The following is a 21265-nucleotide window of genomic DNA, read 5'->3' on the forward strand; positions in this document are numbered from 1 at the left end:
CTTACCTCCGTTTCCACCAAACCCCGAATCCAAACAGCAGCATCAGCAAGGGCATGCCCACCACTGACAGGTAAAAAACCAATTGGTTTTGCCCGTTGGTCAACTCCAATTGCTGGCTGGCCTTGTCCTTCGGGCGTATCGCGATCAGATCATCCTGTTCAGCCAGCCAGGCCAAACTGTTGAGAAAAAGATCCGAATTGCCCACCAGACGTGAAAAACCATTGCTGGCAAAAGTCGTATTGCCCAATACCACCAAACGGGCTTCGTTTTTTTTCTGCGCTGTAGGTTGTGATTTATCTGTGGCAGCGGGTTGCTTTTCTATGCTCAAGGCCACCGCCAGGGACAAGGGCCCCGAAGCTTCTCCGGGCTCCTTTTTAATCACGTTATTTTCTTTCAGATTGGTTTCAGCCCAGCTTTGTGCTGAAGACTTGAACAATTCAGTGCCCGTCACGCCCGCAGGCGGTTTTTTGAGTTCGACGGTACGCACCAAAGGAAAAAAGGTAATCGCTCCCCGCATTTCTTTGGTCACCGGATGAAAGGCATATTCTGTAATGGCGGGAGCCGAAACATCATTTTGAATATTGCGCCCGGTATCAATCACCAGGTTATTGCCAATCACCACCCCATACTGAGCAAGCAAAGATTCCAAGCCACTCTGAACACGGGGGCGCAGTGTCAACAAAACACGCCCATTCTGATTCAGATATTCCTGAACCGCTTTGCGCTCTTCTGCAGCCAGCGGTTTTTCTGGCCCGGCAATCACCAAAACAGCAGTGTCCTTGGGTACCTGATAGGCATGATCCTGCAAATAAAACTTTTCGCTTTGATAATGTTCGCTGTCCAGCACCTGCTTGATCACACTCAAGCCCTGACGCACATCATAATCCTCTGGATTGAGTTCACCATGCCCCTGTAGAAAGCGCAAAACAGGCTTGGTTTCACGGGTAATCGCCAGAATTGCATTGGTAAGGTCCTGTTCCTGCGTACCTTGAATCGTTTTACGGGTAGCCCCCTGCTCCAGCACAATGCTGCCATTGAGAATATTGCCGTAGCGCATGGCCAAAGCGGGTTGCCTTTCTGGGTCAATAAACACAAACTCCAATTGCTCACCGGCCTGCTCACGGTAAGTTTCAAGTAAATTCACCATTTCCTGGCGCATGGAATTACTGACCGTGTAAAAGGCCGTTATTTTAAGCTTGGACTTCAGATTTTTGAGAATTTTGGTGGTCTGCTCAGAAAGGGTAAAACTCTTATTTTGGGTAAGGTCCCAGCGCTGAGGATGGCGATAACCCAGATAATTGAGCAAAATCACCACCCCCACAAAACTCAGACTGAGGATAATCGCATTGGCTCCAAAACGGGCCTGGCGGGTTTGTGAAAAACCATAAAGTTGCTGACGACGTTCAATCGTCAATGCCGTGATGGCCATTCCCAGCAAAACCAGACCAGCCACGCGCAAAATCTCAGCCAGACTCTGGTAATCCGGTAAACGCTCCAAGCCCAAACCTGTTCCCAGGCTCAGAAGGCCCAAGAACCCCATCACCAGACTCAGGCGTATCAGAGAAAATTTTGAAGAAACTGTGTTTTGAGGCATCTGTATCTCCTATCTCCAACGACGGGTTTCAAGCGAGCGCACGGTCAGAAACAAAAGCAAACCAATCACGCTCAGATAATAAATCAAATCACTGCTGTTGAGCACACCCTTTGAAAAACTTTCAAAGTGACTGTTGAGTGAAAGATAATTCATCAAACTTCCCAATTCAGCCCCCACCAGACTGCCTGATGAGCCGAGAAACCAGAGCAGGAGCGAAATCGAGAAAGAAGAAACCGCAGCAATAATCTGGTTTTGAGTCCAGGTTGAGGTCAGCATGCCAATCGCAAGGAACGAGCAGCCCATCAGAAAAAGTCCCAGATATCCTGTTAAAATCGGCAAGATATCCGGCTTGCCCAAGACCATCAGCAGAATCGGGAAATGAGCCGTTGAAAGCAACATTGCACCCAAAAGCAGGGCAATCGCTAAAAATTTACCCATGACAATCCCGGCATCACTGATCGGCGAGGTCATCAGAAGTTCAAGTGTTTTATTGCGTTGCTCTTCCGCAAAAAGCCGCATGGCAAAAAGCGGGCTGAGCAAAAGTAAAATCACGGTCATATTGGCAAAGAGATAACGCATCATCGCAATATCTTTGCTATAGGCCAGAATCATGGCAAAGAAATAGCCTGAGATCAAAAGAAACATCGCCATCACCACATAGGCAATCGGAGAGGCGAAATAAGCTTTAAGTTCTTTGAGTGAAAGTGCCCAAATCTGTGTCATGCAGAGGCTCCTTCCTGGGTCACCAATTGAATAAAGACATCCTCAAGCGTGCCACCGGCCGCTTGCAGCGAACGCAAGCCCCAATCACGGGCCACCACCTGGCGGGCCAGTTCTTCCTGAATATCTGTCTGGCGGCTGTGCAAACGAAAACTGTGCAATTCGCCCTGACTGTGTTCAAAGCGCCAGGATTCAAGCGCAGGCATTTGACTTAAAAATGCTTCAAGCTCAGCCAAAGGGCCACGCACACATAGCGAGATCTGCTGCAAGCCAGAATTTCTGGCGATTAGGTTTTCAGGGCTGTCTTCAGCTAAAATCCGCCCTTTGTTGATAATGATCACGCGGTCACAGGTCATTTGCACTTCTGGCAAAATATGCGTGCTCAAAATCAAGGTATGCTGCCCCCCCAAGCTTTTAATCAGCTTGCGGGTTTCCTGTATCTGTTTGGGATCCAAGCCAATCGTGGGCTCATCGAGCACAATCACCTCGGGCCGGTGAATAATCGCCTGGGCCAGACCCACCCGCTGGCGGTAGCCCTTGGAGAGCTTTTGCGGAGATTTGTTTAAAACATCGGTAATCCAACAGGATTCCGCGACCTCATCAATACGTGCCTTGCGTTCACGGCTGTTTTTCAAGCCTTTCAAACGCGCGACAAAATCAAGATAGGACTTCACCGTCAACTCGTTATACAAGGGAGGGGTTTCGGGTAAATAGCCGATCTTTTTACGTGCTTCCATCGACTGGGTTACGGTATCACAACCCGCCACTTCAATCACGCCTTCACTGGGAGCCATAAACCCTGTAATCATGCGCATGGTCGTCGTTTTGCCTGCGCCATTAGGGCCCAGAAAACCCAGAATGGTTCCTTTGGGAACTGAAAAGCTTAAATTGTCGACGGCTGTATGATGAGAGTAATACTTTGAAACATTTTTGACTTCAATCACTACTGTCACCTGCTTTTGGTTGTTCGTTGAAGCCAGAACTCAAGCCTGAGCTTAAGCTCCGAACTTAAACTCAAATATTAAACTCAATTTGTTAAATAAAAAGAATGCATAGATTACTATTTCATTAAACCTGCATCAATGGTCTATCATAACAACCTCTTTATTTTTTGACAATAGGATCAGCCGAAGTGTTCAACTAGGGTTTATATACAGCCCAAAAGCAGAGCAATGCTATACTTAAGGGCATGAAAATCACAGCCCCCCTTCTGGTTATCTTTCTAACAGCCATCTTCCTGTTTCTGGCAGCCACCAATATTCAAGGGGGGTGGCTCTATGTGGTCGATGCACTGCTCTGGAGCGTGGTCTTTCTGGCTTTTGTACTGCCGTTTTTACAACTTCGCCGCCTGCAACTCAAGCGTCATTTTTTAAATCAGGCCGTAGCTGAATTTCCTGTCAGCGTTGAACTGACCCTGAAAAACCAACGCCGCTGGCCCTTGATGTTTCTCAACCTTGAAGAAGGCCCGATCCAAAACCTGCGCACGGGCCAAACCCTGCAGCCTGATACAGATAAGTTTTTTGCGGTCTCAGTCGGCTATGGCGAAGAACTGAGCTACCCCTATTCCTTCGTTCCCCCCAACCCTGGGGTTTTCAGTTTTCAATCGGTACACACCGGCTCCTTTGGGCCCCTCGGTCTGCTCGGCCTCTATTGGAAACAAAACCTGCCCTCTGCCCTGGTGGTACTGCCCATTCAGGCCGAAGTTAGCTCTCAAAATCTGCTGGAGGAACATTTTCAGGATATTCGCCAGGCCCGTCGCCGCAGCCATTCGGCTGAGGATATTTCCCATTTTCGCAGCTACCAGCCCGGCGATTCCCGCCGGGCAATTCATTGGAGAAACTCAGCACGCTATGGACAGTTGATCGTCGCAGAGGCCCGCGAAGAGCCCTTTCAACAGGCTTTGGTTTTATTCAATACCGAACAGAAACAAGCCAACCCAGCCTTTTACGCCTTGGTTCAAGAAGCAGAAAAGGTCTGCAGCCATTTACTTGAACATAAAATGGAAATTTTCTGTCAGGCCCAGGCAGCCGAACCCACTTTCTGGAATCAGCTTCAACTTTCAACCCCTCCGCGCAGATTATCAGCTATTCGCACTTGGGAAGGACTGAGCTATTGGCTGGCCACCCTGATGCCCGATGCCCAGGAAAGTTTCGACCGCCATCTCAGCCACAATCCTGTCAACAGCGAGAATATGTTGATCATCCTGTTTTGCACCGAACTGCCCAGTTTTGAAAGCCTGCGCAACCTCGCCCAAGGCAAAGGCTCTTCGGGTCTGGCTCCCCTCTTGATTTACTGCACAGAACCCGTTCCCTCTCTGCCAGAAGATTTAGCCAGTATTCTTGAAATTCGCCACGTTGAAGCCCAAGCATAAAGGCCTCCAGGGCTTGCCTGGAGGCCTTTGAAAAAAGTGCTCTAAATCAGTTCGCTGATTCAACCGGCTCTTTTTCGGGTTCAGCAGTCTCTTCGGGTTCGTCAGGTTCAAAATAAATTGAACTGTCTTCACGCGATTTGAGCACCAGCGGCGTATTGAGGGGAATTTTACCCAACAATAACTCCTCTGAAAGGGGATCTTCAATCCGCTTGGAAATGGTCCGACGCAGGGGACGGGCACCTGATTTTTCATCATAGCCTTCGCGTCCGAGCATATCCTTGAGGCTGACATCAAAGGTCATTTGAATATCCGCTTCCTTCAGACGCTCTTTCACTTCAACCAGCATGATATCCACGATTTCGCGAATTTCTTCTTTCTTCAGCGGATGGAAGACGATCGTTTCCGTCACGCGGTTGAGAAACTCAGGGCGGAAATTCTGCTTGAGTTCATCCATCACGCGCTCACGAATCCGTTCGTAACGGCTTTCTTCTTCGCTGCCGCCTCCGGTATGGAAACCGAGACCGCCGCCGCCCTTTTCAATTGCACGGGCGCCAATATTGCTGGTCATGATCAGGATTGTGTTTTTGAAATCCACAACACGGCCTTTGGAGTCACTGAGACGGCCGTCTTCCATGATTTGCAGCAAGACATTGAAGGTATCGGGGTGCGCTTTTTCAATCTCGTCAAAGAGAATCACCGAATAGGGTTTGCGACGCACCATTTCTGTCAATTGGCCCCCTTCTTGAAAGCCTACATAGCCAGGTGGAGAACCAATCAGCTTAGAGACTGAATGGCGTTCCATATATTCTGACATATCCACGCGAATCAAGGCATCTTCAGAGCCAAAATAGAAAGAAGAGAGCACCTTCGCCAGTTCAGTTTTACCCACCCCACTGGGGCCCGAGAAAATAAAGGCGCCAATCGGACGCTTGGGATTCTTCAGACCAGCACGGGTACGGCGAATGGCTTTGGAAATGGCAGTAACCGCTTCATGCTGACCAATGATCCGTTCATGCAGAACATCTTCCATTTTCAAGAGCCGTTCGGTTTCACCTTCGGTCAACTTGGAAACAGGGATCTTGGTCCAGCCAGCGACGACTTCAGCAATATGGTCTTCATCCACAACCAATTGCTGGGTCTGGCCTTTTTTATCTTTCCATTCAAGCGTCATTTCACGAATCTGATCACGAATGCTTTGCTCCTGATCTCTCAGGTTGCCAGCACCTTCAAAGTCCTGATCGCGAATCGCTTCTTCTTTTTTCTTGCTGACTTCTTTCAGCTCTTTTTCAAGTTCCTTGGCCTCAGGTGGCAGCAAGGAGTTGCGCAAGCGCACTTTTGAGGCAGCTTCGTCCATTAAGTCAATGGCCTTATCGGGCAAGAAACGGTCTGAAATATAACGGTCAGCCAAACGAGCTGCGGCCACCAGTGCCTCATCCGAAATTTTAAGCTTGTGATAGGCTTCGTAGCGATCACGCAATCCCCAGAGAATCGAAATCGTATCTTCAACCGAAGGCTGGTCCACCATAATCGGTTGGAAACGACGCTCCAGAGCAGCATCACGCTCAATATGCTTGCGGTATTCATCCAAGGTAGTAGCCCCAATACACTGCAGCTCACCCCGTGCCAAAGCCGGTTTGAGAATATTGGCAGCATCCACAGCACCTTCGGCAGCACCGGCCCCAATCAGGGTATGCATTTCGTCAATCACAAGAATAATATTGCCCGCATTGCGGATTTCTTCCATGATTTTTTTCAGGCGCTCTTCAAATTCACCGCGATACTTGGTACCAGCCACCAAAGAGCCAATATCCAACATCACCACGCGCTTATCGGTGAGGATATCGGGCACGGTTCCCGAGGTAATCATCTGGGCCAGGCCTTCAGCAATCGCCGTTTTACCCACCCCAGGCTCGCCAATCAGAACCGGATTATTCTTGGTTCTTCGACCCAGAATTTCTATGACACGCTGAATTTCTTTTTCTCGCCCAATCACAGGGTCGAGACGGTTGTCTTCAGCCTGTTGCGTTAAATTGGTTCCAAACTCATCCAAGGTGGGCGTTTTGCTACGCGCAGAGGTAGACGAAGAAGTGGTGGTCGTGGTTTCACCCAGCATCCGAATCACGGTCGAACGCACACGGGCCAGCTCAACGCCAACGTTTTCCAAAACACGAACGGCTACACCTTCCCCTTCCCGAATCAGCCCCAAGAGCAGATGCTCAGTGCCGATATAGTTATGCCCCAGTTGGCGTGCTTCATCCCAAGATAGCTCGAGAACACGTTTCGCACGCGGCGTAAACGGAATCTCCACAGCAACAAAACCTGACCCACGGCCAATGATTTTTTCGACTTCTACACGGGCATCGCGCAAAGTGACGCCCAGACTTTTGAGCGTTTTGGCTGCAATTCCGGTACCCTCACCGATCAGTCCCAAGAGAATCTGTTCGGTGCCTACAAAATTATGACCCAGCCGGCGGGCTTCTTCCTGTGCCAGCATGATCACCTTGATGGCTTTTTCGGTAAACCGCTCGAACATTGTTTGCTCCTTGCGTTTGTCTCTGTAGGCGAAAAGTTTACACCTAGTTTCTATTAAACCTATTCTATACCATACTTGGCCTATCTGATACTACATCATTTCAGGACTTACCTGTTTGGATGTCTTCAGAAGCCCATTTCAGAGAAAAAAAAGACCCGGCGATGCCGGGCCTTTTTTTTCAAAAGATTCTATTTCTTGGCTTCAGGATTGGTCATGGCAAAGGCCACCAGATTTTCAAAATCTGTACGACGCAGATAAGTCAGCTTTTTGCTGCTGTACCAGGGCTTGCTCAGATAGGTATCAAAATTGGCAGCCACACCGGGCAAAGTTGAAGCAGCAGCTTCTTCTTTCATCAATTTGCCATCATTGTTTACATCCAATTGGTCAAACAGGAAAGAAGCTGTTGCAGTCAACTGCATAATATCCATGACCTTGCCAAAAATGCCAGGAGACATTTCACTCGCGGTCAAACGACCATCTTTGTTGCTGTCCATCTTGCGGAAATGCTGAAACTCAAGCGGAGTAGTGACAGGGAATTCATCGGGGGTAATGAATTTATCTGCATTTTTATCTTTGGCAGCAAAAGCTGCTTCAACAGAACGTTTAATTTCTTTATTAATCCCCAAAACAGACTGAGCTTGAAGCTGAGCTGCCGCTTGAGGTGCTGTAGCAGGAGCACGCAAGGGAATTTGGGCAAGGGGCAAAGCACTGTTTCCGCAAGCGGTTAATACGCTGAACAACATAGAAGCAGAGAGAAGAGCGGCTAATTTATTCATCCTGACAAACACCTCATAATCACCATTTATTATGGGATCAATATCGCAGAAATGTCACAAAGTCTTGCTATTAATTAAACAAATATTAAACTTTATTTAACTAATCATTGAGAAAAGCGGGCCCAAAATAACCCCCGGACAATTCTGTTCCGGGGGTCATTCGCCTGAAGAAAAAGGCTGTTTCAGCCCCATCAGGCTATTTCAGCCAATTAAAAGATTCGATGGCCTGAGCCAGTTGAATATCTTTTTGCGTCACCTGATTGCCTGCGTCATGAGTCGTTAAGGCCAACTCTACCTGACCATACACATTCTTCAACTCAGGATGGTGATTCAATTCTTCAGCATGAAAACTCAAGCGCACAATAAAACTGACAGCTTCGCGAAAATTCTGAAACTGAAACTGTTTCGAAAGACGGTGGTCTTCATAATGCCAGCCGGGAAGGCTTTGCAAAGCAGCGATAATTTCTGATTCTGATAAGGGGGATGACATGGAATGACCTCTCTGAAGTTCTAATTTGGATTCTTGAACAGTGCCATGAAAAGATTGCATCGGCATGGCTGGCGCAAAACCAAAGAGCAAAATCGTAACAAATGTAACAATAATGCCTGAGCCAAAAGGCAAGGCCCCCAACATCAGAAACAGAAAAACAATCAACGAGATCATCAAGGTTCCTACCTCCGGAAAATTTGTTTCAGCCATGATTTATTTCAGCCTAGATTTAATGAGGTTTTCCACCGGCAGGCACATAAAATTCAGGCTCAAACATCTTTGGCCGTACACGCATCAGTTCACGGGCATCCTGCACAGAATAGCCTTGAGAAATCAGGGTGATTAATTCTGCACTGGCCTCCATCGAATAGGGATAAAAGGCCGAAGCAAAACTGATCTTCTTATTCTGACTGTATTTGACGGACTCACTCAGCTCCTGTACCACCAAGGGCAAAAGATTTTCAAAAAAGCGTTTGGCCTGTGGGTCTTTGCCACTCTCTCGGGCGGCCAGGTAGAGATCCGCATTGTATTTTGGAAACTCGCGCAGATTTTTCTGTTGTTCGGGAAAAATACGAGTGGGATTATCATCGACCAGAACCACGTGTTCCAAAGTCTCGTCGATCATACGCAAATCTTTGGATAATTTGACAGACTTGCTGTCACGCACAAGATGGTTGCGGGTAAAAACGCCTTTTAAAAAACGACGAAAAGGCTGCCCACCTATTTTTAACTGATCTATCAGCGCCAGTGATGATTGATCTTCTTTGGCTGTAAATACAAGAACGCCCTTACAACCAGGTATTTTTACAATTTCTTGTAAAGCTTTTTCCCAACCAGGGGTCATTGAGACATAGTCTGGGCTGCGCAAGGGGGGGCGCAGGATTGAATCCAGGGTTGAGAGTTTAAAGTCATAGTATTTTGACCCTTTCTCACCACTCTGATACCAATGCTCCAGCAAAGTTTCATCCATATCAAAAACAGCATAAAATTCATGGCCCTGTAATTTTTGAGGCACAAATCCGCTCTCAAAAACTTTTTCATTTTTCACCCTGTAAACAGCTTTTTGCAAAGCAGCCAAAACCAGGGTGTCGTGGTTTTGAATCAAAGCTGTGGAAAGGCCAGCTTCTTCTGCAGCTAAAAAATCAGGGTTCGCGTCGAGTAAATCTTTCATCTGGTTCTGAATTTCAATGGCCTCAAGACGCGAGTACCCATCTTTGAGCATCAAGGAAATATTTAAATGCCCCCGTGAGAAGCCCTCTTTATACCAGGCGGGCATGGGCTCAAGCAGATACTTTCCCAACGAGCGATCCAAACTTTCGGCATGGGCTGTCAAAGGAGAAACCATACTTAACAAGACGCTCAGAATAGCAAGCTTTTTAAGACAATTCATAAACACGCGCCTACTTTTCATTTTTTTTTCAGAATAGCAAAAACCATCCAACTCTGTCAGCTTGCCCGCTCAAATTAAAATCCCTTCCTGGCCAGCTTCTTTTCAACATTTTAAAGACCATCCCAATACACTATAAACTTTTTTAATTATTTAGCTTGCGTTTTTGTAACAAATTGAATACAATATCAATTGTATTGTCAGCAGCTAAGTAGCTTTGTTCCTGCTTGTTTTAAAGACAATGTGCCTGACCTCCTGGGTCACAGTCTGATCGAAGCAATATCGATCACCCTTTACAGTGTCTTAAAAACGAAATCAGAAATAAGGCAAAAGAAGTTAGCCCTTTGCTAGCTTCTTTTTTTATTTTTTTGGCTTTAAATTCAATACAAAGTTAAGCTCAAATTAAATCTCATTCAGATCTGGACTGATTAAACCTATAATTTCGCCAGTGAGGTGGTTAAATTTATGAGTTTCGTCAACAACAGCAGTTCAACAGGTATTCAATTTATTGGCAGCACGTCAGAAGCTGCCCGCATCGGCAAGCCCGCGTCAAACCCGGTCACACCAGCCACGGCCCCTGTGGTTCCCCAAAGCACAGATCAGATCGCACAGAGCGCAGGGCACGAAGGCCAAGCCAAACCCGTCAGTTTTTTAGATGGTTCCCCAAAAACCCTCCAGGTAAAACAACTCCTGGCGCAGGGAAAATTTGACGATTTGGTTCCCCTCTTAAACAGCATGAATTCCCGTGAACTGGCAGATCTGCATTTAACCACCCAAGAGATCAATAAAATCGCAGATGGTTTGGGCAAAGGCAGCCTCACCGCCTCTCTGCCCCTGATCGGCTCCTATACCACCGAGGAGCAAAATGCAGTTCAACGCCTGATCAAAGCTTCAAATCACCTCTCCGTCAACCAAAAAGTCTATCTGCTCAAAGAAAATATTGGCCCCGGTGCCGTGCTGGAATATATCCAATCGGCCCGGCCTGCAGACCTGAAGCAGCTTTCCGTTGCCAACCGACAAATGGCCCTGAGCGTTTTAGATCCTGGCAGCTCAATCTGGGGAACCGTCTCTGGGGCTGCCACAGAGGTCGTCAGTCGCCGAGCGATTGGCGGCGAACGGATCGAAGATCGGCTCGCTGGACAGATCTTAAAATCGGCCAGAAATGAAAAAGAATTGCACGATCTGCTCGGACAGTTAAACCAGTTCAGCCGGGATGACGCCACCTATCATTATGTGATGTCACTTTCCCCTCAAGAGCTCAATGGCCTCTCCGATGCCATGAAAAAAGAATTGCTTCAACATCTTGTGGATACTGGCGTTCAGCTGCCCTTGATCCATATCGATCTCAACAGCATCGCCAATCTTGACGAAACCCTCAACATGACCTTTAAAGAACATGTGCAGGCAGCCCGCCTGCTGTATACCGCTCTGACCCCTCAGGCCCAGCAGAGCAAAGAAATACAAACCATCGTCAGCAAAAGTGATGCTTTGATGCAGGAGCTTTCACAATTGGAAAGCGCGATCAAAAAAGATCAGGCGGCAGGAAAACTCACCCAAGAAAAAATTCAGCAATACCGCCAACAGGCCCAAAGTCTGCAAAGCAAATACCCAGACAACCCGCAAATCAAACAAAAAGTTCAGGAATTATTGGGCACCCTGACCCAGTTGCAAGCAGGTCTACAACAGGCAGCCGGCAGTCAGGTCAGCGTCCTCAAAGACCTGGAACAAATCCGGGGCAGCATCAAACAATACAGCAATGCGCTGCAAAACTCCCGCAAAACCCTGGACCAGCTCAAAACGTCCTTGCCCCAAGCACAGCAACGCTTGGAAAGCAGTGAACAAGCCTTGCTAAAACATTACGAAACGCTGATCCAAAGCCGCAAAAAATTTGAGGGTCTGGAACCCCGCTACGGACAGGTTTTACAGGAAATGGAAGCCGCCCTGCAAAACCCACGCACCCAAAAAGGCAAACTCGCACAACTCGAAAGCCTGAATCAACAGCTGAAACAAATCGAAGCCCAAATGGATCGGCAAAATCAGTCCTATCAAAGCATTCTGGCAGAAGTAAACAGCACAGGCGAAGCCCTGCAGACCGATATTACCCGTTATAACCAAGCGGCAGAACAGGTCAACAGTCGGCGTCAAGAACTGCAAACTCAACAGACCAAACTGGAACACAACCTGAGCAATTACCAAACCCAAGTCAGTCGTTTGGAAAAAGGAGTCACTCAAGCCAAAGATCAACTGCAGGAATTGAAACAGGCGGGCGCCCAAGCAGGGGATCTTGCCAGCCTTGAAACCGAAATCACCAAGATCAAAACAGAAATTGACGCCCATAAAAAAAGTCTGGCCAGTGTTCAGACCGACTACACCCGATACCTGGGTCCTGAAGCCGAAAAGCTGGTTCAGAGCCAAAACAGCCAAAGCTCAGAGTTTAAAGCACTCGAACCGAAAATTGAAGCCGCCGAGACCAGTCAAGGCATCATCGCCAGCATTGCCCAGGGCATTGATGACGGGTATACCTACCTGAAAGAGAAAATCAGTCAGGTATTGGATGGCGCAAGATCCTTTGTTTCAGATTGGCAAACCCGTCTGAGTTCAGGAGAAACCATTTCCAGCGCCAATATTCAAGATTTTCGCAAGCAATTGAATACCCAAATTCAAGAATTGGAAGCCCGCCGACAGGACTCTCCTGAAGAAGTTGAAGCCCAGATTCAAGCCTTGAAAGCCTTGGAAACCAGTGTGAATCAATTGGAAAGCCAGCTCAAAACCAGCGATCAAGTCGCTGGAGAATTGGGTCAAAGCCTTGAGAACCTGAAAACCAGGCAAACTCAGATTCAACAAGAACTGAAAGCAACAGATGAAGTGATCGCACTTTCAGAACAGGCCCTGAAACGCAACTCAGAGAAGATCACTGCCCTGCAGGCAGAGATTTCGCAGTTTCAAGGTGAGCTCGGCAACTACAGTCAAGATATTATGAAATTGAAAGTTCAATTGGATGCGCGTCAGAAGGAATCCGCTGCCGCGCAACAAAATTATGCCGAAGGCAAAATTTCAGGCTCAGATTTAAGCCAAAAATTAAAGGCCAGTGAAGCAGCACAAATCAGCCTGAAACAAAAAATGGAGAGCCTTTTTCAAGCCATGCAACGTGTGCAGGGGCAAATGGATGTCAGTATTGAAAGCCTGCAAGCACAACAAAAAAGTTTGGGCCATGAACAGACCAAACTCCAAAACGCGATTCAAAAATCGGAAAGTCTGCGTACTGAATTAACCCAAGTCAAAGACAGCAACCTGCAAAAAATAAATACAGCCCAAACCACCCTGCAAAACCTCCAATCGGATGCAGCAAAATATCCCGCGATTCAGAAAAAAGCCCAGGAACTGCAAACCTTGGTGGGTACTCTGGGCGCAAAGAACCAAGAAATTGACAGCTTGATTGCAGGAACCAATCAGACCCTGGTGGAGGTTCTGCCTTTAAATCGAGCCCTGGGAGCAGCAGGCGAAAAAGTTCAAACCCTGGAAGCGCAGTTCCAGAGTCTGAAACTGACGCAGTTGGCCACGACCCAACAATCCCTTGATCACGTCAGCCGGGAATTTTTAAAATTGCAGGAAACCGCTGGCTCTCTCCGCAAAGAAGCCGAACAACTGGAATACAGCCTGCACAACAGTCAAAAACCCTTTGCGATTCAAGAAATGCAGACCCAGATCGATCAGCTGATTCAAAAACAGGGAATTCCTTCAGCACAGGTAGAACGCTTACTGCAGCTCAAACAGGATCTCGAATCACTGCGAAAAACGCGCCAGGAAGGCGATTTGGCTTTAAGTGCAAACCGAGCCGTGCGTCAACACCACCATTCGGATTATACTGCAGCGCAAGCAGCGGTCAGCGACGTGCGCGCCCAGGTCGCAGCGATCGAATCGACCCTTTCACAGACAGAATCTGAGGTCAAAGCAGGTCAGCAGGATATGCTGAAGATGCAGCAGCAGATGCTGGAAATGCGCAAACAACTGGGCATACATTCTGGAGCCTACCAGGAGCGTCTTGAGCGCTATGAACACTTGCTAAAAAATGGGGGCAATCTCAGTGAAAAAGATGTAGCTGAACTGCAAACCCTGGAACAAGAACTTTCTGGCATGGAACAGGATTTGGCCAACCAATCAGACACAGTGCGTGAAAAACTGGCTGGTTTCAATATGCTCAAGGCAAAGATCAATCAACAGATTGACAGTTTGCGTGAAAAAAGCCAAACCCTGCTGACTTTGCGGCAAAATCTCAGTGTCAGCCTGAATGCTCTGAAAGACTCTCGCGCCAATCTGGCCACCCACCAGGTCTCACTGCAAGCACAACGCGATGATCTGGCCTCACGTCTTTCTGAAATAGAGGCCATGCTGCGCACCTATCCAGGCACACGTGAACTCTTGGAAATTCGCGATCAACTCCGTCAGGAATTGACAGAAACAGATCAATTGCTCACCCAATACCATGCCGAACTGAGCCAGACAGACCAAGATATTCATGCCAGTGAAAAACTCATTACAGGGATTGACGAAACGCTTGAAAAATCCAGAACGATTCAAGAAAAACTCACGCTTTTAATCTTAAAATTGAATGATCTGATTCAACAGGGAGAAGCGCTTGAACACGATCTGAATGAAATGCAGGAAACCCTCAAAAGCCAATCCAGCGATGAAAAAGCCACACGTGAACACCTGGAAAAAGGAAAAACCCTGCCCAAGCCGTCCCCAGCGGCCTCAGCCAGCCCTACAGCCAAAGCGGAAAAACGTCCAAGTCCAGAAACCTCTACAGCGCTCAAAAGCGTACAAAAGTTTTTTGATGAAAGTCTCTCAGGTTTGATTCGCCAGCAGAAACGCAACGAAGAAAAACGGGAAAATGAGCATCAAGAAAAACGGGAAGAATTTATCAAAGTTCTGGAACAACAGATCAACGCATCACGTCAGTATGATCATTCCTGGAAAGAAAAAATTGAGCAGCAGGCTGAACTTGAAAAGATCACTGAACTCATGATTCAAAAATCTTTTGCGGGCCAGAATATGCCTTCTGGCCTGAATATTCTGGGAATCAATACAGCAGCACAAGAAGCATAAAATGAAAGCACGTTATTGGTTTGGGGGCTCGGTTTTATTCATTGCCGTAATCGGCGGAACAGGTCTGGTTCTTGGCCCCAAATGGCTGATGCGCAATGCAACGCAAAAACCCGCAGAAGTCACGACCTTTGTTTCACGTCCCGCTGCGGAACCCGATTTGCGCAGTCAAATGTCCCAGGCCCTGCAGGAACCCGCTGAAGCAGCCACTCTGCCTCAAAGCCAAGAACCCAACAGAATCCCTCAGAATACGGTTCCCGCTCAGCGCGAAGAACAGAGAACAGCTCAACAGGCATCCGTCTCAGACGAAAGACTTCAGGCGCACACACAAGCAGAAAGGTCCCCGCAAGCCTCTGTTTTACCAGCAGAACAAAACCGAACAGAATCACGCTCAGAAACGCGTGCAGAAATTCCCCCTCAATCACAGCCTGCCAACGAATCCGGCAAACGTAATTTTCAGCTCAACTTGAGCGAGAACCAGATTGCCAGCATGATCTACAATGGTCTGTACACAGGAACAGTGCCCGAATACCGCCCCTCCATTCAAGGGGTTTCCGTACAGCTACAAAATGGGCGAGGCCGCATTACGGTTGCACTTCTGCCCAAATACCTGCCCGATCATTTCTTTAAAAACCTGCCTGGCGTCACCCGCGAAACACCGACCATTTATCTGGGCGGAGAATTGGGTCTGAGCCTGAATAACCAAACCATTTCTCCTGAAATTTATTCGCTTTCCCTGGGCAGTCTGAAAATTCCCGCCCCTTTTATTAAAGCCATGGTCAAACACCAGGTACAGCAGCAGGTGAAACAAATTACCCAATTAGAGTCCGGACAACAGGCCATTCTCGATGCCGTAAATCTGGAGCAAGGAAACCTGACAATTCAGGGGCATGTCGAATAAACCAAGCCCCGTCAAGGCTTATACTAGGAGAATCACCTCCTGGAGACCTGCCATGAAAAACCTGATCACCGCTCTGATTTTGGCCACAGCCGCCTCACTCGCTTCATCAGCCTGGGCCAAAGATACAGCCTGCCCCGCCTTACTCAATCACAGTTTCAAAAACTTGAAAGGAAAAACTGAAAACCTCTGTCAATACCAAAACAAGGTGGTTTTGGTCGTCAATACCGCCAGCTTTTGTGGTTATACGCCGCAGTATAAGGATTTGCAAGAACTCTATCGCAAATATCAAGCCAAAGGGTTGGTCATTTTGGGCTTTCCAGCCAATGATTTCGGTCGTCAGGAACCGGGTTCCGACAAAGAGATTTCAGAGTTCTGCACAAAAAACTTTCAGGTTTCTTTTCCCATGTTCAGCAAAAGCTCGGTCAAAGGCACCGCTATCAACCCACTCTTTACAGAGTTGAAAAAACGCACAGGAGAAGCCCCGCTTTGGAATTTTCATAAATATCTGATTGATCGCAAAACACAAACCGTTTTAAGTTTTAACAGTTCAGTTTCACCTCTGGCTCCTCAGTTTATTCAGGCGTTGGAGAAGATGCTAAAAGATGTGCCACAATCTGCACGCTGATCTGAATCAAAGTCTCGGGTATTGAACCGGCCAGCTAATCAGATCTTAGCTTCTGGAGTGCCCGATCGGGCTGGCCTGAACCCCTCAAAGCAAAACCCATGGCAAGAGGAAAAGCCATGGGTTGAGAAAGCGTTTATTAAGGGGGATGTTTTAAATCAGCCCTTATTGTTGGGACGCCGTAGTATCACTGCTCTCAGAACTTTCAGTTTCTGAATCACTCGCCTCACTTGATTCTCCACTGCTGGTGGTATCCGGCGTTTTATAGAGAATACCTGTTTCAAGTTGAGTAGAAGCCAATAAATCATGGCGGTTTTTCTGCGCCAGAGTCATGCTGTCCGCTGGGGTATAAAAGTTTGCGCGATAAGCCGTTGTTTCTCCATGCCCGCATCCTACCAAGAGTAAAAAGCAACCGGCAGAGAATAATATTTTCGACAACATACATGCGCCTCTTAAATATTGTTTTACTTTATCTTAATCTTAATATAGTCACGCAGAGCAAGGGACATGCTTAAAAACTTCGGATTTTTCAGAAAGAATTAAGATTAAGTTTACGATAAGATAGCATGAAAAGATCGATAATTCCTCTCAGCCTGCCTCTCCTGCTTTCACTTTTGACTGCTTGTGGCAAAACCCAGCCCGTGGGTGTAATCGACACAGCCCCTTTGGCCGTTCAACAGATAGAATCATTAGAACGGGCTGTAGATCACCTCAATACCTCGCTGAGCCAGATTGAAAAAAAATCTCCCACAGGAGTCAAAGCAACAGAGTCCATGAATCTTTCCCAACCAGAGCTCCCTGAATCTGATCCCCTGTTGCAGGCAGCAGCATCCTCGCTCCCCCTCGAAACACAGAGTGAAACAGAGACTTTATTGCCCCGTTTAGATGCAGAAGCTCCCCTGGAAGAACTGCCGACAGCCCAAGCTCTTTCAGACACGGCCACAGAGGGCACCGAAAGTACGCGTACCCGGAAAGAAAAACAACTCCAAATCGATGTCTATGATGGATACGGCACCACCGCCAAGCTCACCGTCAGTGGGCGCTTATTTTCAGATCGACGCCTGGACGCCGTCGAGGAAAAAGACAGCCGCTTGAAAAATCTGGTCAAAACCTCACGCCGTTTTGTACTGAATGAAGCTGAACAGGTCTGGTTGACCGTCAGTTTGGGCTCGGAAATCAGGGAAGTGCTCACCAATGACGAGGGTTTTTTTGAAGTCAATTTTGAGCATATCGAAGATCTGCCCCTGGGGCTTCATGCAGCCAAAGTCAGCCTTTCAGCCCGAAATATCAAACGCTACCAAGCCCAACCCAGCCAGGGTAAATTTATCCTGCACAACCCAGACTCTAACCGTTTGGGGATTATTTCAGATGTTGACGATACCATTTTGCAAACCAACGCCACCAGCAAAATGCGCATGTTGAAAACCATTTTTCTCAGCAATTATAAAACCCAATTGCCCGTCGCTGGCATGAGCGATCTCTTCAGAGCCATTCACCATGGCCCTGAAGGCGACGGCTACGACGCTACCCATTATGTCTCCAGCAGCCCCGACAATCTTTACAGCCGCATCAACCTCTTTTTGGATTACCGTAATTTTCCAGAAGGTTCGATTGACCTCAAAAATGTGGGCCTGGGCAAAGACAATGATTCGCTTTTCGACCATGAAATTTATAAAACAGGCAAAATCAGGCGGATTCTTGAAACCTACCCACAGCGCCGTTTTATTCTGTTTGGTGACAGTGGAGAGCGCGACCCTGAAATTTATCGCCAAATTGCCCAGGAGTTTCCGCAACAGATTGTGGCGGTTTATATTCACAATGTCACAGAAGAAGATCCCTTCAGTTCGCGCTTTCAAGGCCAGATGCTGTTTACTGAACCCGATAAGGTGAAAAAGGATTTGCTCAGTCGGGGCTTGATTTACCCCTATTGAGGTTGAACGTTCGCATAGACCGGGAATTGACGGCAAAGTGCAGCCACACGGGCCTGAACCTGGGCACAAACTTCAGCATCCTGGCTATTCAGCAGAATATCTGCGATACATTCTCCAATTTCCTGCATTTGGGCTTCCTGCATGCCTCGGGTTGTCACGGCTGGTGTGCCAATCCGCAAGCCACTGGTCACAAAGGGACTTTTGGGGTCATTGGGTACGGTGTTCTTATTCACGGTAATTCCCACCTGTCCCAAAGCCAATTCCATTTCTTTACCGGTTTTGTCCAGGGGACGCAAATCCAGCATCATGAGATGGTTATCTGTTCCGTCTGAAACCAGCTTTAAACCCCGTCCAATTAGCGCCAGCGCCAAAGCCTGGGCATTGTTGAGAATCTGCTGCTGATAGGTTTTAAAATTCGGTTGCAGCGCTTCATGAAAAGCCACTGCTTTGGCAGCAATCACATGCATCAGAGGCCCCCCCTGTAAGCCCGGAAAAACAGCCTTGTCAATTTTAGCTGCCCAATCTGAAGAGCAGAGAATCATGCCCCCCCGTGGCCCACGCAGGGTCTTATGGGTGGTTGTCGTGACAAAATGGGCATAGGGAATCGGGCTGGGATGCAAACCGGCCACCACCAAACCGGCAATATGGGCGATATCTGCGAGTAAATAAGCTTCAACCTCATCCGCAATCCGACGAAACGCTTCAAAATCAATCGTGCGGGCATAGGCACTGGCCCCGGCAATGATCATGGCAGGCCTAACTTCCAGAGCCTTTTGGCGCAGTTCCTCATAATCAATCCGACCGGTTTCAGGATCCACCCCATAAAAATGGGATTCAAAATAAAGCCCTGAAATATTTACAGGGCTGCCATGGGTCAAATGTCCCCCATGGGAGAGATTCATGCCCAAAATTTTATCACCGGGTTTGAGGGTGGCCAGCATGACCGCCAGATTGGCACTGGCACCGGAGTGGGGTTGGACATTGGCATGCTCTGCGCCAAACAAGCGCTTGGCACGCTCACGGGCCAGTTCTTCGGCCTGATCGACAAACTCACAGCCACCATAATAGCGTTTGCCTGGCAAACCCTCGGCGTATTTATTGGTAAGACAACTGCCCTGTGCGAGCATCACAGCGGGGCTGGCAAAATTTTCAGAGGCAATCAGCTCAAGGTGATCTTCCTGACGTTGCCATTCACGTTCAATCGTTGCCGAAAGTTCAGGATCGGTTTGAGCGATCAAATGAAGCCATTCAGTCTGCATGGGCCTGCTCCAGTGCGGTAATTTTATCAATCCGGCCTTGGTGACGGCCCCCTTCAAAGGGCGTTTCCAACCAAACCTTCAAAATTTCTTCAGCCATCATGGGAGTGGTTAAACGCGCCCCCAAGGCCAAAACATTGGCATCATTGTGTTCACGCGATAAGCGGGCTGAAACGGGCTCATTGCAAAGCGCCGCACGAATGCCAGGCATTTTATTAACTGCGATGCTAATGCCAATGCCAGAACCACAGACCACAATCCCTCGCTCAGCCTGGCCAGAAGCCAGTCGTGCAGCCACCTGGGCTGCACTGTCGGGATAATCCACTGAAGCGCTTGAAAAAGCCCCCACATCATAGGTCTCATGGCCGGCTTGCTGAAGAACAGTTACAAGATGCTGTTTGAGTTCAAAACCCGCATGATCAGAACCGAGTACTATTTTCATAGACACTAACTAGCTTTGTGAAGCAAAGAGCTGCATACGCACTGAAAGCAGTGTTCTTTGACCGGAAAGGCGCAAGAGCCCCCAATTGACGTCCTGGGCGGCATCAATCACGAGAATAACCGAGTTGCTGACAATCAGCAGCGTTTTGGTGCCATTCTCTTTTTCTACCAGAATCTGCTCAACCCGTCCAGACTCAGCATCTTTGGGAAGATTTCGTTCAAAGTCATCGACGGTTTGCACGAAAATACTGGCCATGGTTTTGATATGTTCACTCAGTTCATCATGATCCGAAGTCGAACGATCCTGCACGATCATCTTGCCGGTACGGTCCACCAAAAAGGCACTGACGACGCCTGGCAAACGCAGCAAAGGTTGCAATTTATCACTCACAGATTTTGACATAAACTGGCTGGGACGAAACGCCTGACGTTCCACAATATCAATCGTGCCTGAGTCCAGCATTTGGTAAATCACTTTATTGGCCACATAAAAATTAAGTCCGCTCCAAAGCACCACGTCTTTGGCCTTTTTATGGCTATCCATTAGATTGTAGATTTTTTCTTCTTCAGGACTTAAATTCAAATCGCGACGCTTGGCCGGTTGTTTGCGGAACAGTTGGGTTGGCAAACCAATCCGGGAACGAATACGCCCCCAATCGGGCCCATACTCGGTTAAAAAGTCAATCCAAGGATAACTCAGAGGCAAAAGCTCCGGCGCTCCAATTTTGGGTTGGCCACCTTCTTTCAACTCATAACCGACCTTTTCCCAGTCAAGAATACAGAACAGCGCTTCAGAAATCTGAAAAGCGCGAATATAACTGATCACCTGTTGGGGAACGGCCTGATTTTTGATCAAAACACTGTCCAGCATGGAATCCTGAAGATAGGTGGGCCCTTCAACCTGCTGCATTAACTCATCCAAACGCTCTTTGGTCACCAGACCGAGGGTCAGAATTGCTTCTCCCAAGCTCGTGCTCTCTGAGGAACGCGCGTAGAGAATATTTCCTTCTTTCATCCAAACGGTGGCGAACATGCTGCTGGTATTCGCTTCAAGGGCGCCGGTAAAACCATTTTCATGCATAGACTGCATGATTGCAATCAAGTCCTGACCACCCATCGTCTCGGCAAAACGCATAGTCT

Annotated in this window: 15 protein-coding genes; 5 read left to right on the forward strand and 10 right to left on the reverse strand. The window is 47.9% G+C overall.

Annotated elements, in window-relative coordinates:
- Window position 1: 1 nt before the first annotated feature.
- The 3 genes from COW20_21525 to COW20_21535 are packed head-to-tail and all read right to left on the reverse strand — an operon-like array spanning window position 2 to window position 3258.
- Window positions 2-1594, reverse strand: coding sequence for a hypothetical protein (locus COW20_21525; GenBank protein PIW44943.1), 1593 nt, complete (start codon window positions 1592-1594; stop codon window positions 2-4).
- Window positions 1595-1603: 9 nt separating this feature from the next.
- Window positions 1604-2317: an ABC transporter permease gene (locus tag COW20_21530; protein PIW44944.1), complete on the reverse strand. Its 714-nt coding sequence runs from the start codon at window positions 2315-2317 to the stop codon at window positions 1604-1606.
- Window positions 2314-3258, reverse strand: coding sequence for an MFS transporter (locus COW20_21535; GenBank protein ID PIW44945.1), 945 nt, complete (start codon window positions 3256-3258; stop codon window positions 2314-2316). The genes COW20_21530 and COW20_21535 overlap by 4 nt, the downstream gene beginning before the upstream one ends.
- A 245-nt stretch (window positions 3259-3503) precedes the next feature.
- Here COW20_21535 and COW20_21540 point away from each other — a divergent pair, with 245 nt between their 5' ends.
- Window positions 3504-4685, forward strand: coding sequence for a hypothetical protein (locus tag COW20_21540; protein PIW44946.1), 1182 nt, complete (start codon window positions 3504-3506; stop codon window positions 4683-4685).
- Between the two features lie 46 nt (window positions 4686-4731).
- Here COW20_21540 and COW20_21545 read toward each other — a convergent pair whose 3' ends face one another.
- The 4 genes from COW20_21545 to COW20_21560 form a co-directional block, all read right to left on the reverse strand.
- Window positions 4732-7218, reverse strand: coding sequence for an ATP-dependent Clp protease ATP-binding subunit ClpC (locus COW20_21545; protein PIW44947.1), 2487 nt, complete (start codon window positions 7216-7218; stop codon window positions 4732-4734).
- A 188-nt stretch (window positions 7219-7406) separates the two neighbouring features.
- Window positions 7407-7994, reverse strand: a complete 588-nt coding sequence (locus tag COW20_21550) for a hypothetical protein (GenBank protein PIW44948.1) — start codon at window positions 7992-7994, stop codon at window positions 7407-7409.
- 196 nt (window positions 7995-8190) lie between these two features.
- Window positions 8191-8484, reverse strand: coding sequence for a 4a-hydroxytetrahydrobiopterin dehydratase (locus tag COW20_21555; GenBank protein PIW45131.1), 294 nt, complete (start codon window positions 8482-8484; stop codon window positions 8191-8193).
- A gap of 229 nt (window positions 8485-8713) precedes the next feature.
- Window positions 8714-9925, reverse strand: a complete 1212-nt coding sequence (locus COW20_21560) for a hypothetical protein (GenBank protein PIW44949.1) — start codon at window positions 9923-9925, stop codon at window positions 8714-8716.
- A 411-nt stretch (window positions 9926-10336) separates the two neighbouring features.
- Here COW20_21560 and COW20_21565 point away from each other — a divergent pair, with 411 nt between their 5' ends.
- The 4 genes from COW20_21565 (at window position 10337) to COW20_21580 (ending at window position 18428) form a co-directional block, all read left to right on the forward strand.
- Window positions 10337-14977 carry a hypothetical protein gene (locus COW20_21565; GenBank protein ID PIW44950.1) on the forward strand — a complete coding sequence of 1547 codons (4641 nt, stop codon included), beginning with the start codon at window positions 10337-10339 and terminating at the stop codon, window positions 14975-14977.
- A 1-nt stretch (window position 14978) separates the two neighbouring features.
- A complete protein-coding gene (locus tag COW20_21570) occupies window positions 14979-15875 on the forward strand; it encodes a hypothetical protein (GenBank protein PIW44951.1) in 897 nt (298 codons plus the stop codon).
- A gap of 52 nt (window positions 15876-15927) precedes the next feature.
- Window positions 15928-16500, forward strand: coding sequence for a glutathione peroxidase (locus COW20_21575; GenBank protein PIW44952.1), 573 nt, complete (start codon window positions 15928-15930; stop codon window positions 16498-16500).
- A 563-nt stretch (window positions 16501-17063) separates the two neighbouring features.
- Entirely contained in the window at window positions 17064-18428 is a 1365-nt protein-coding gene (locus COW20_21580; protein ID PIW44953.1) for a hypothetical protein, read from the forward strand.
- On the opposite strand, the gene COW20_21585 is transcribed toward COW20_21580, so the two are convergent.
- The 3 genes from COW20_21585 to COW20_21595 are packed head-to-tail and all read right to left on the reverse strand — an operon-like array spanning window position 18422 to window position 21260.
- Window positions 18422-19687: a serine hydroxymethyltransferase gene (locus tag COW20_21585; GenBank protein ID PIW44954.1), complete on the reverse strand. Its 1266-nt coding sequence runs from the start codon at window positions 19685-19687 to the stop codon at window positions 18422-18424. The two genes, COW20_21580 and COW20_21585, sit on opposite strands and share 7 nt — an antisense overlap.
- Window positions 19677-20126 (reverse strand): ribose 5-phosphate isomerase B, encoded by a 450-nt coding sequence (rpiB, locus tag COW20_21590; protein ID PIW44955.1) that lies wholly within the window; start codon window positions 20124-20126, stop codon window positions 19677-19679. The genes COW20_21585 and rpiB overlap by 11 nt, the downstream gene beginning before the upstream one ends.
- A 9-nt stretch (window positions 20127-20135) precedes the next feature.
- The gene (locus tag COW20_21595) at window positions 20136-21260 is read right to left on the reverse strand and encodes a hypothetical protein (GenBank protein ID PIW44956.1); all 1125 of its coding nucleotides are present in this window, start codon (window positions 21258-21260) and stop codon (window positions 20136-20138) included.
- Window positions 21261-21265: the final 5 nt, after the last annotated feature.

It is taken from the genome of bacterium (Candidatus Blackallbacteria) CG13_big_fil_rev_8_21_14_2_50_49_14 (assembly GCA_002783405.1).
Classification (GTDB): Bacteria; Cyanobacteriota; Sericytochromatia; order UBA7694; family UBA7694.

What these genes read in the sequence shown, in the direction of transcription:
- COW20_21570 (PIW44951.1), top strand. Translation starts at nt 14,979, where the DNA reads ATGAAAGCACGTTATTGGTTTGGGGGCTCGGTTTTATTCATTGCCGTA.
- COW20_21540 (PIW44946.1), top strand. Translation starts at nt 3,504, where the DNA reads ATGAAAATCACAGCCCCCCTTCTGGTTATCTTTCTAACAGCCATCTTC.
- COW20_21550 (PIW44948.1), bottom strand. Translation starts at nt 7,994, where the DNA reads ATGAATAAATTAGCCGCTCTTCTCTCTGCTTCTATGTTGTTCAGCGTA.
- COW20_21565 (PIW44950.1), top strand. Translation starts at nt 10,337, where the DNA reads ATGAGTTTCGTCAACAACAGCAGTTCAACAGGTATTCAATTTATTGGC.
- COW20_21555 (PIW45131.1), bottom strand. Translation starts at nt 8,484, where the DNA reads ATGTCATCCCCCTTATCAGAATCAGAAATTATCGCTGCTTTGCAAAGC.
- COW20_21545 (PIW44947.1), bottom strand. Translation starts at nt 7,218, where the DNA reads ATGTTCGAGCGGTTTACCGAAAAAGCCATCAAGGTGATCATGCTGGCA.
- COW20_21530 (PIW44944.1), bottom strand. Translation starts at nt 2,317, where the DNA reads ATGACACAGATTTGGGCACTTTCACTCAAAGAACTTAAAGCTTATTTC.
- COW20_21595 (PIW44956.1), bottom strand. Translation starts at nt 21,260, where the DNA reads ATGCGTTTTGCCGAGACGATGGGTGGTCAGGACTTGATTGCAATCATG.
- COW20_21580 (PIW44953.1), top strand. Translation starts at nt 17,064, where the DNA reads ATGAAAAGATCGATAATTCCTCTCAGCCTGCCTCTCCTGCTTTCACTT.
- rpiB (PIW44955.1), bottom strand. Translation starts at nt 20,126, where the DNA reads ATGAAAATAGTACTCGGTTCTGATCATGCGGGTTTTGAACTCAAACAG.
- COW20_21585 (PIW44954.1), bottom strand. Translation starts at nt 19,687, where the DNA reads ATGCAGACTGAATGGCTTCATTTGATCGCTCAAACCGATCCTGAACTT.
- COW20_21575 (PIW44952.1), top strand. Translation starts at nt 15,928, where the DNA reads ATGAAAAACCTGATCACCGCTCTGATTTTGGCCACAGCCGCCTCACTC.
- COW20_21525 (PIW44943.1), bottom strand. Translation starts at nt 1,594, where the DNA reads ATGCCTCAAAACACAGTTTCTTCAAAATTTTCTCTGATACGCCTGAGT.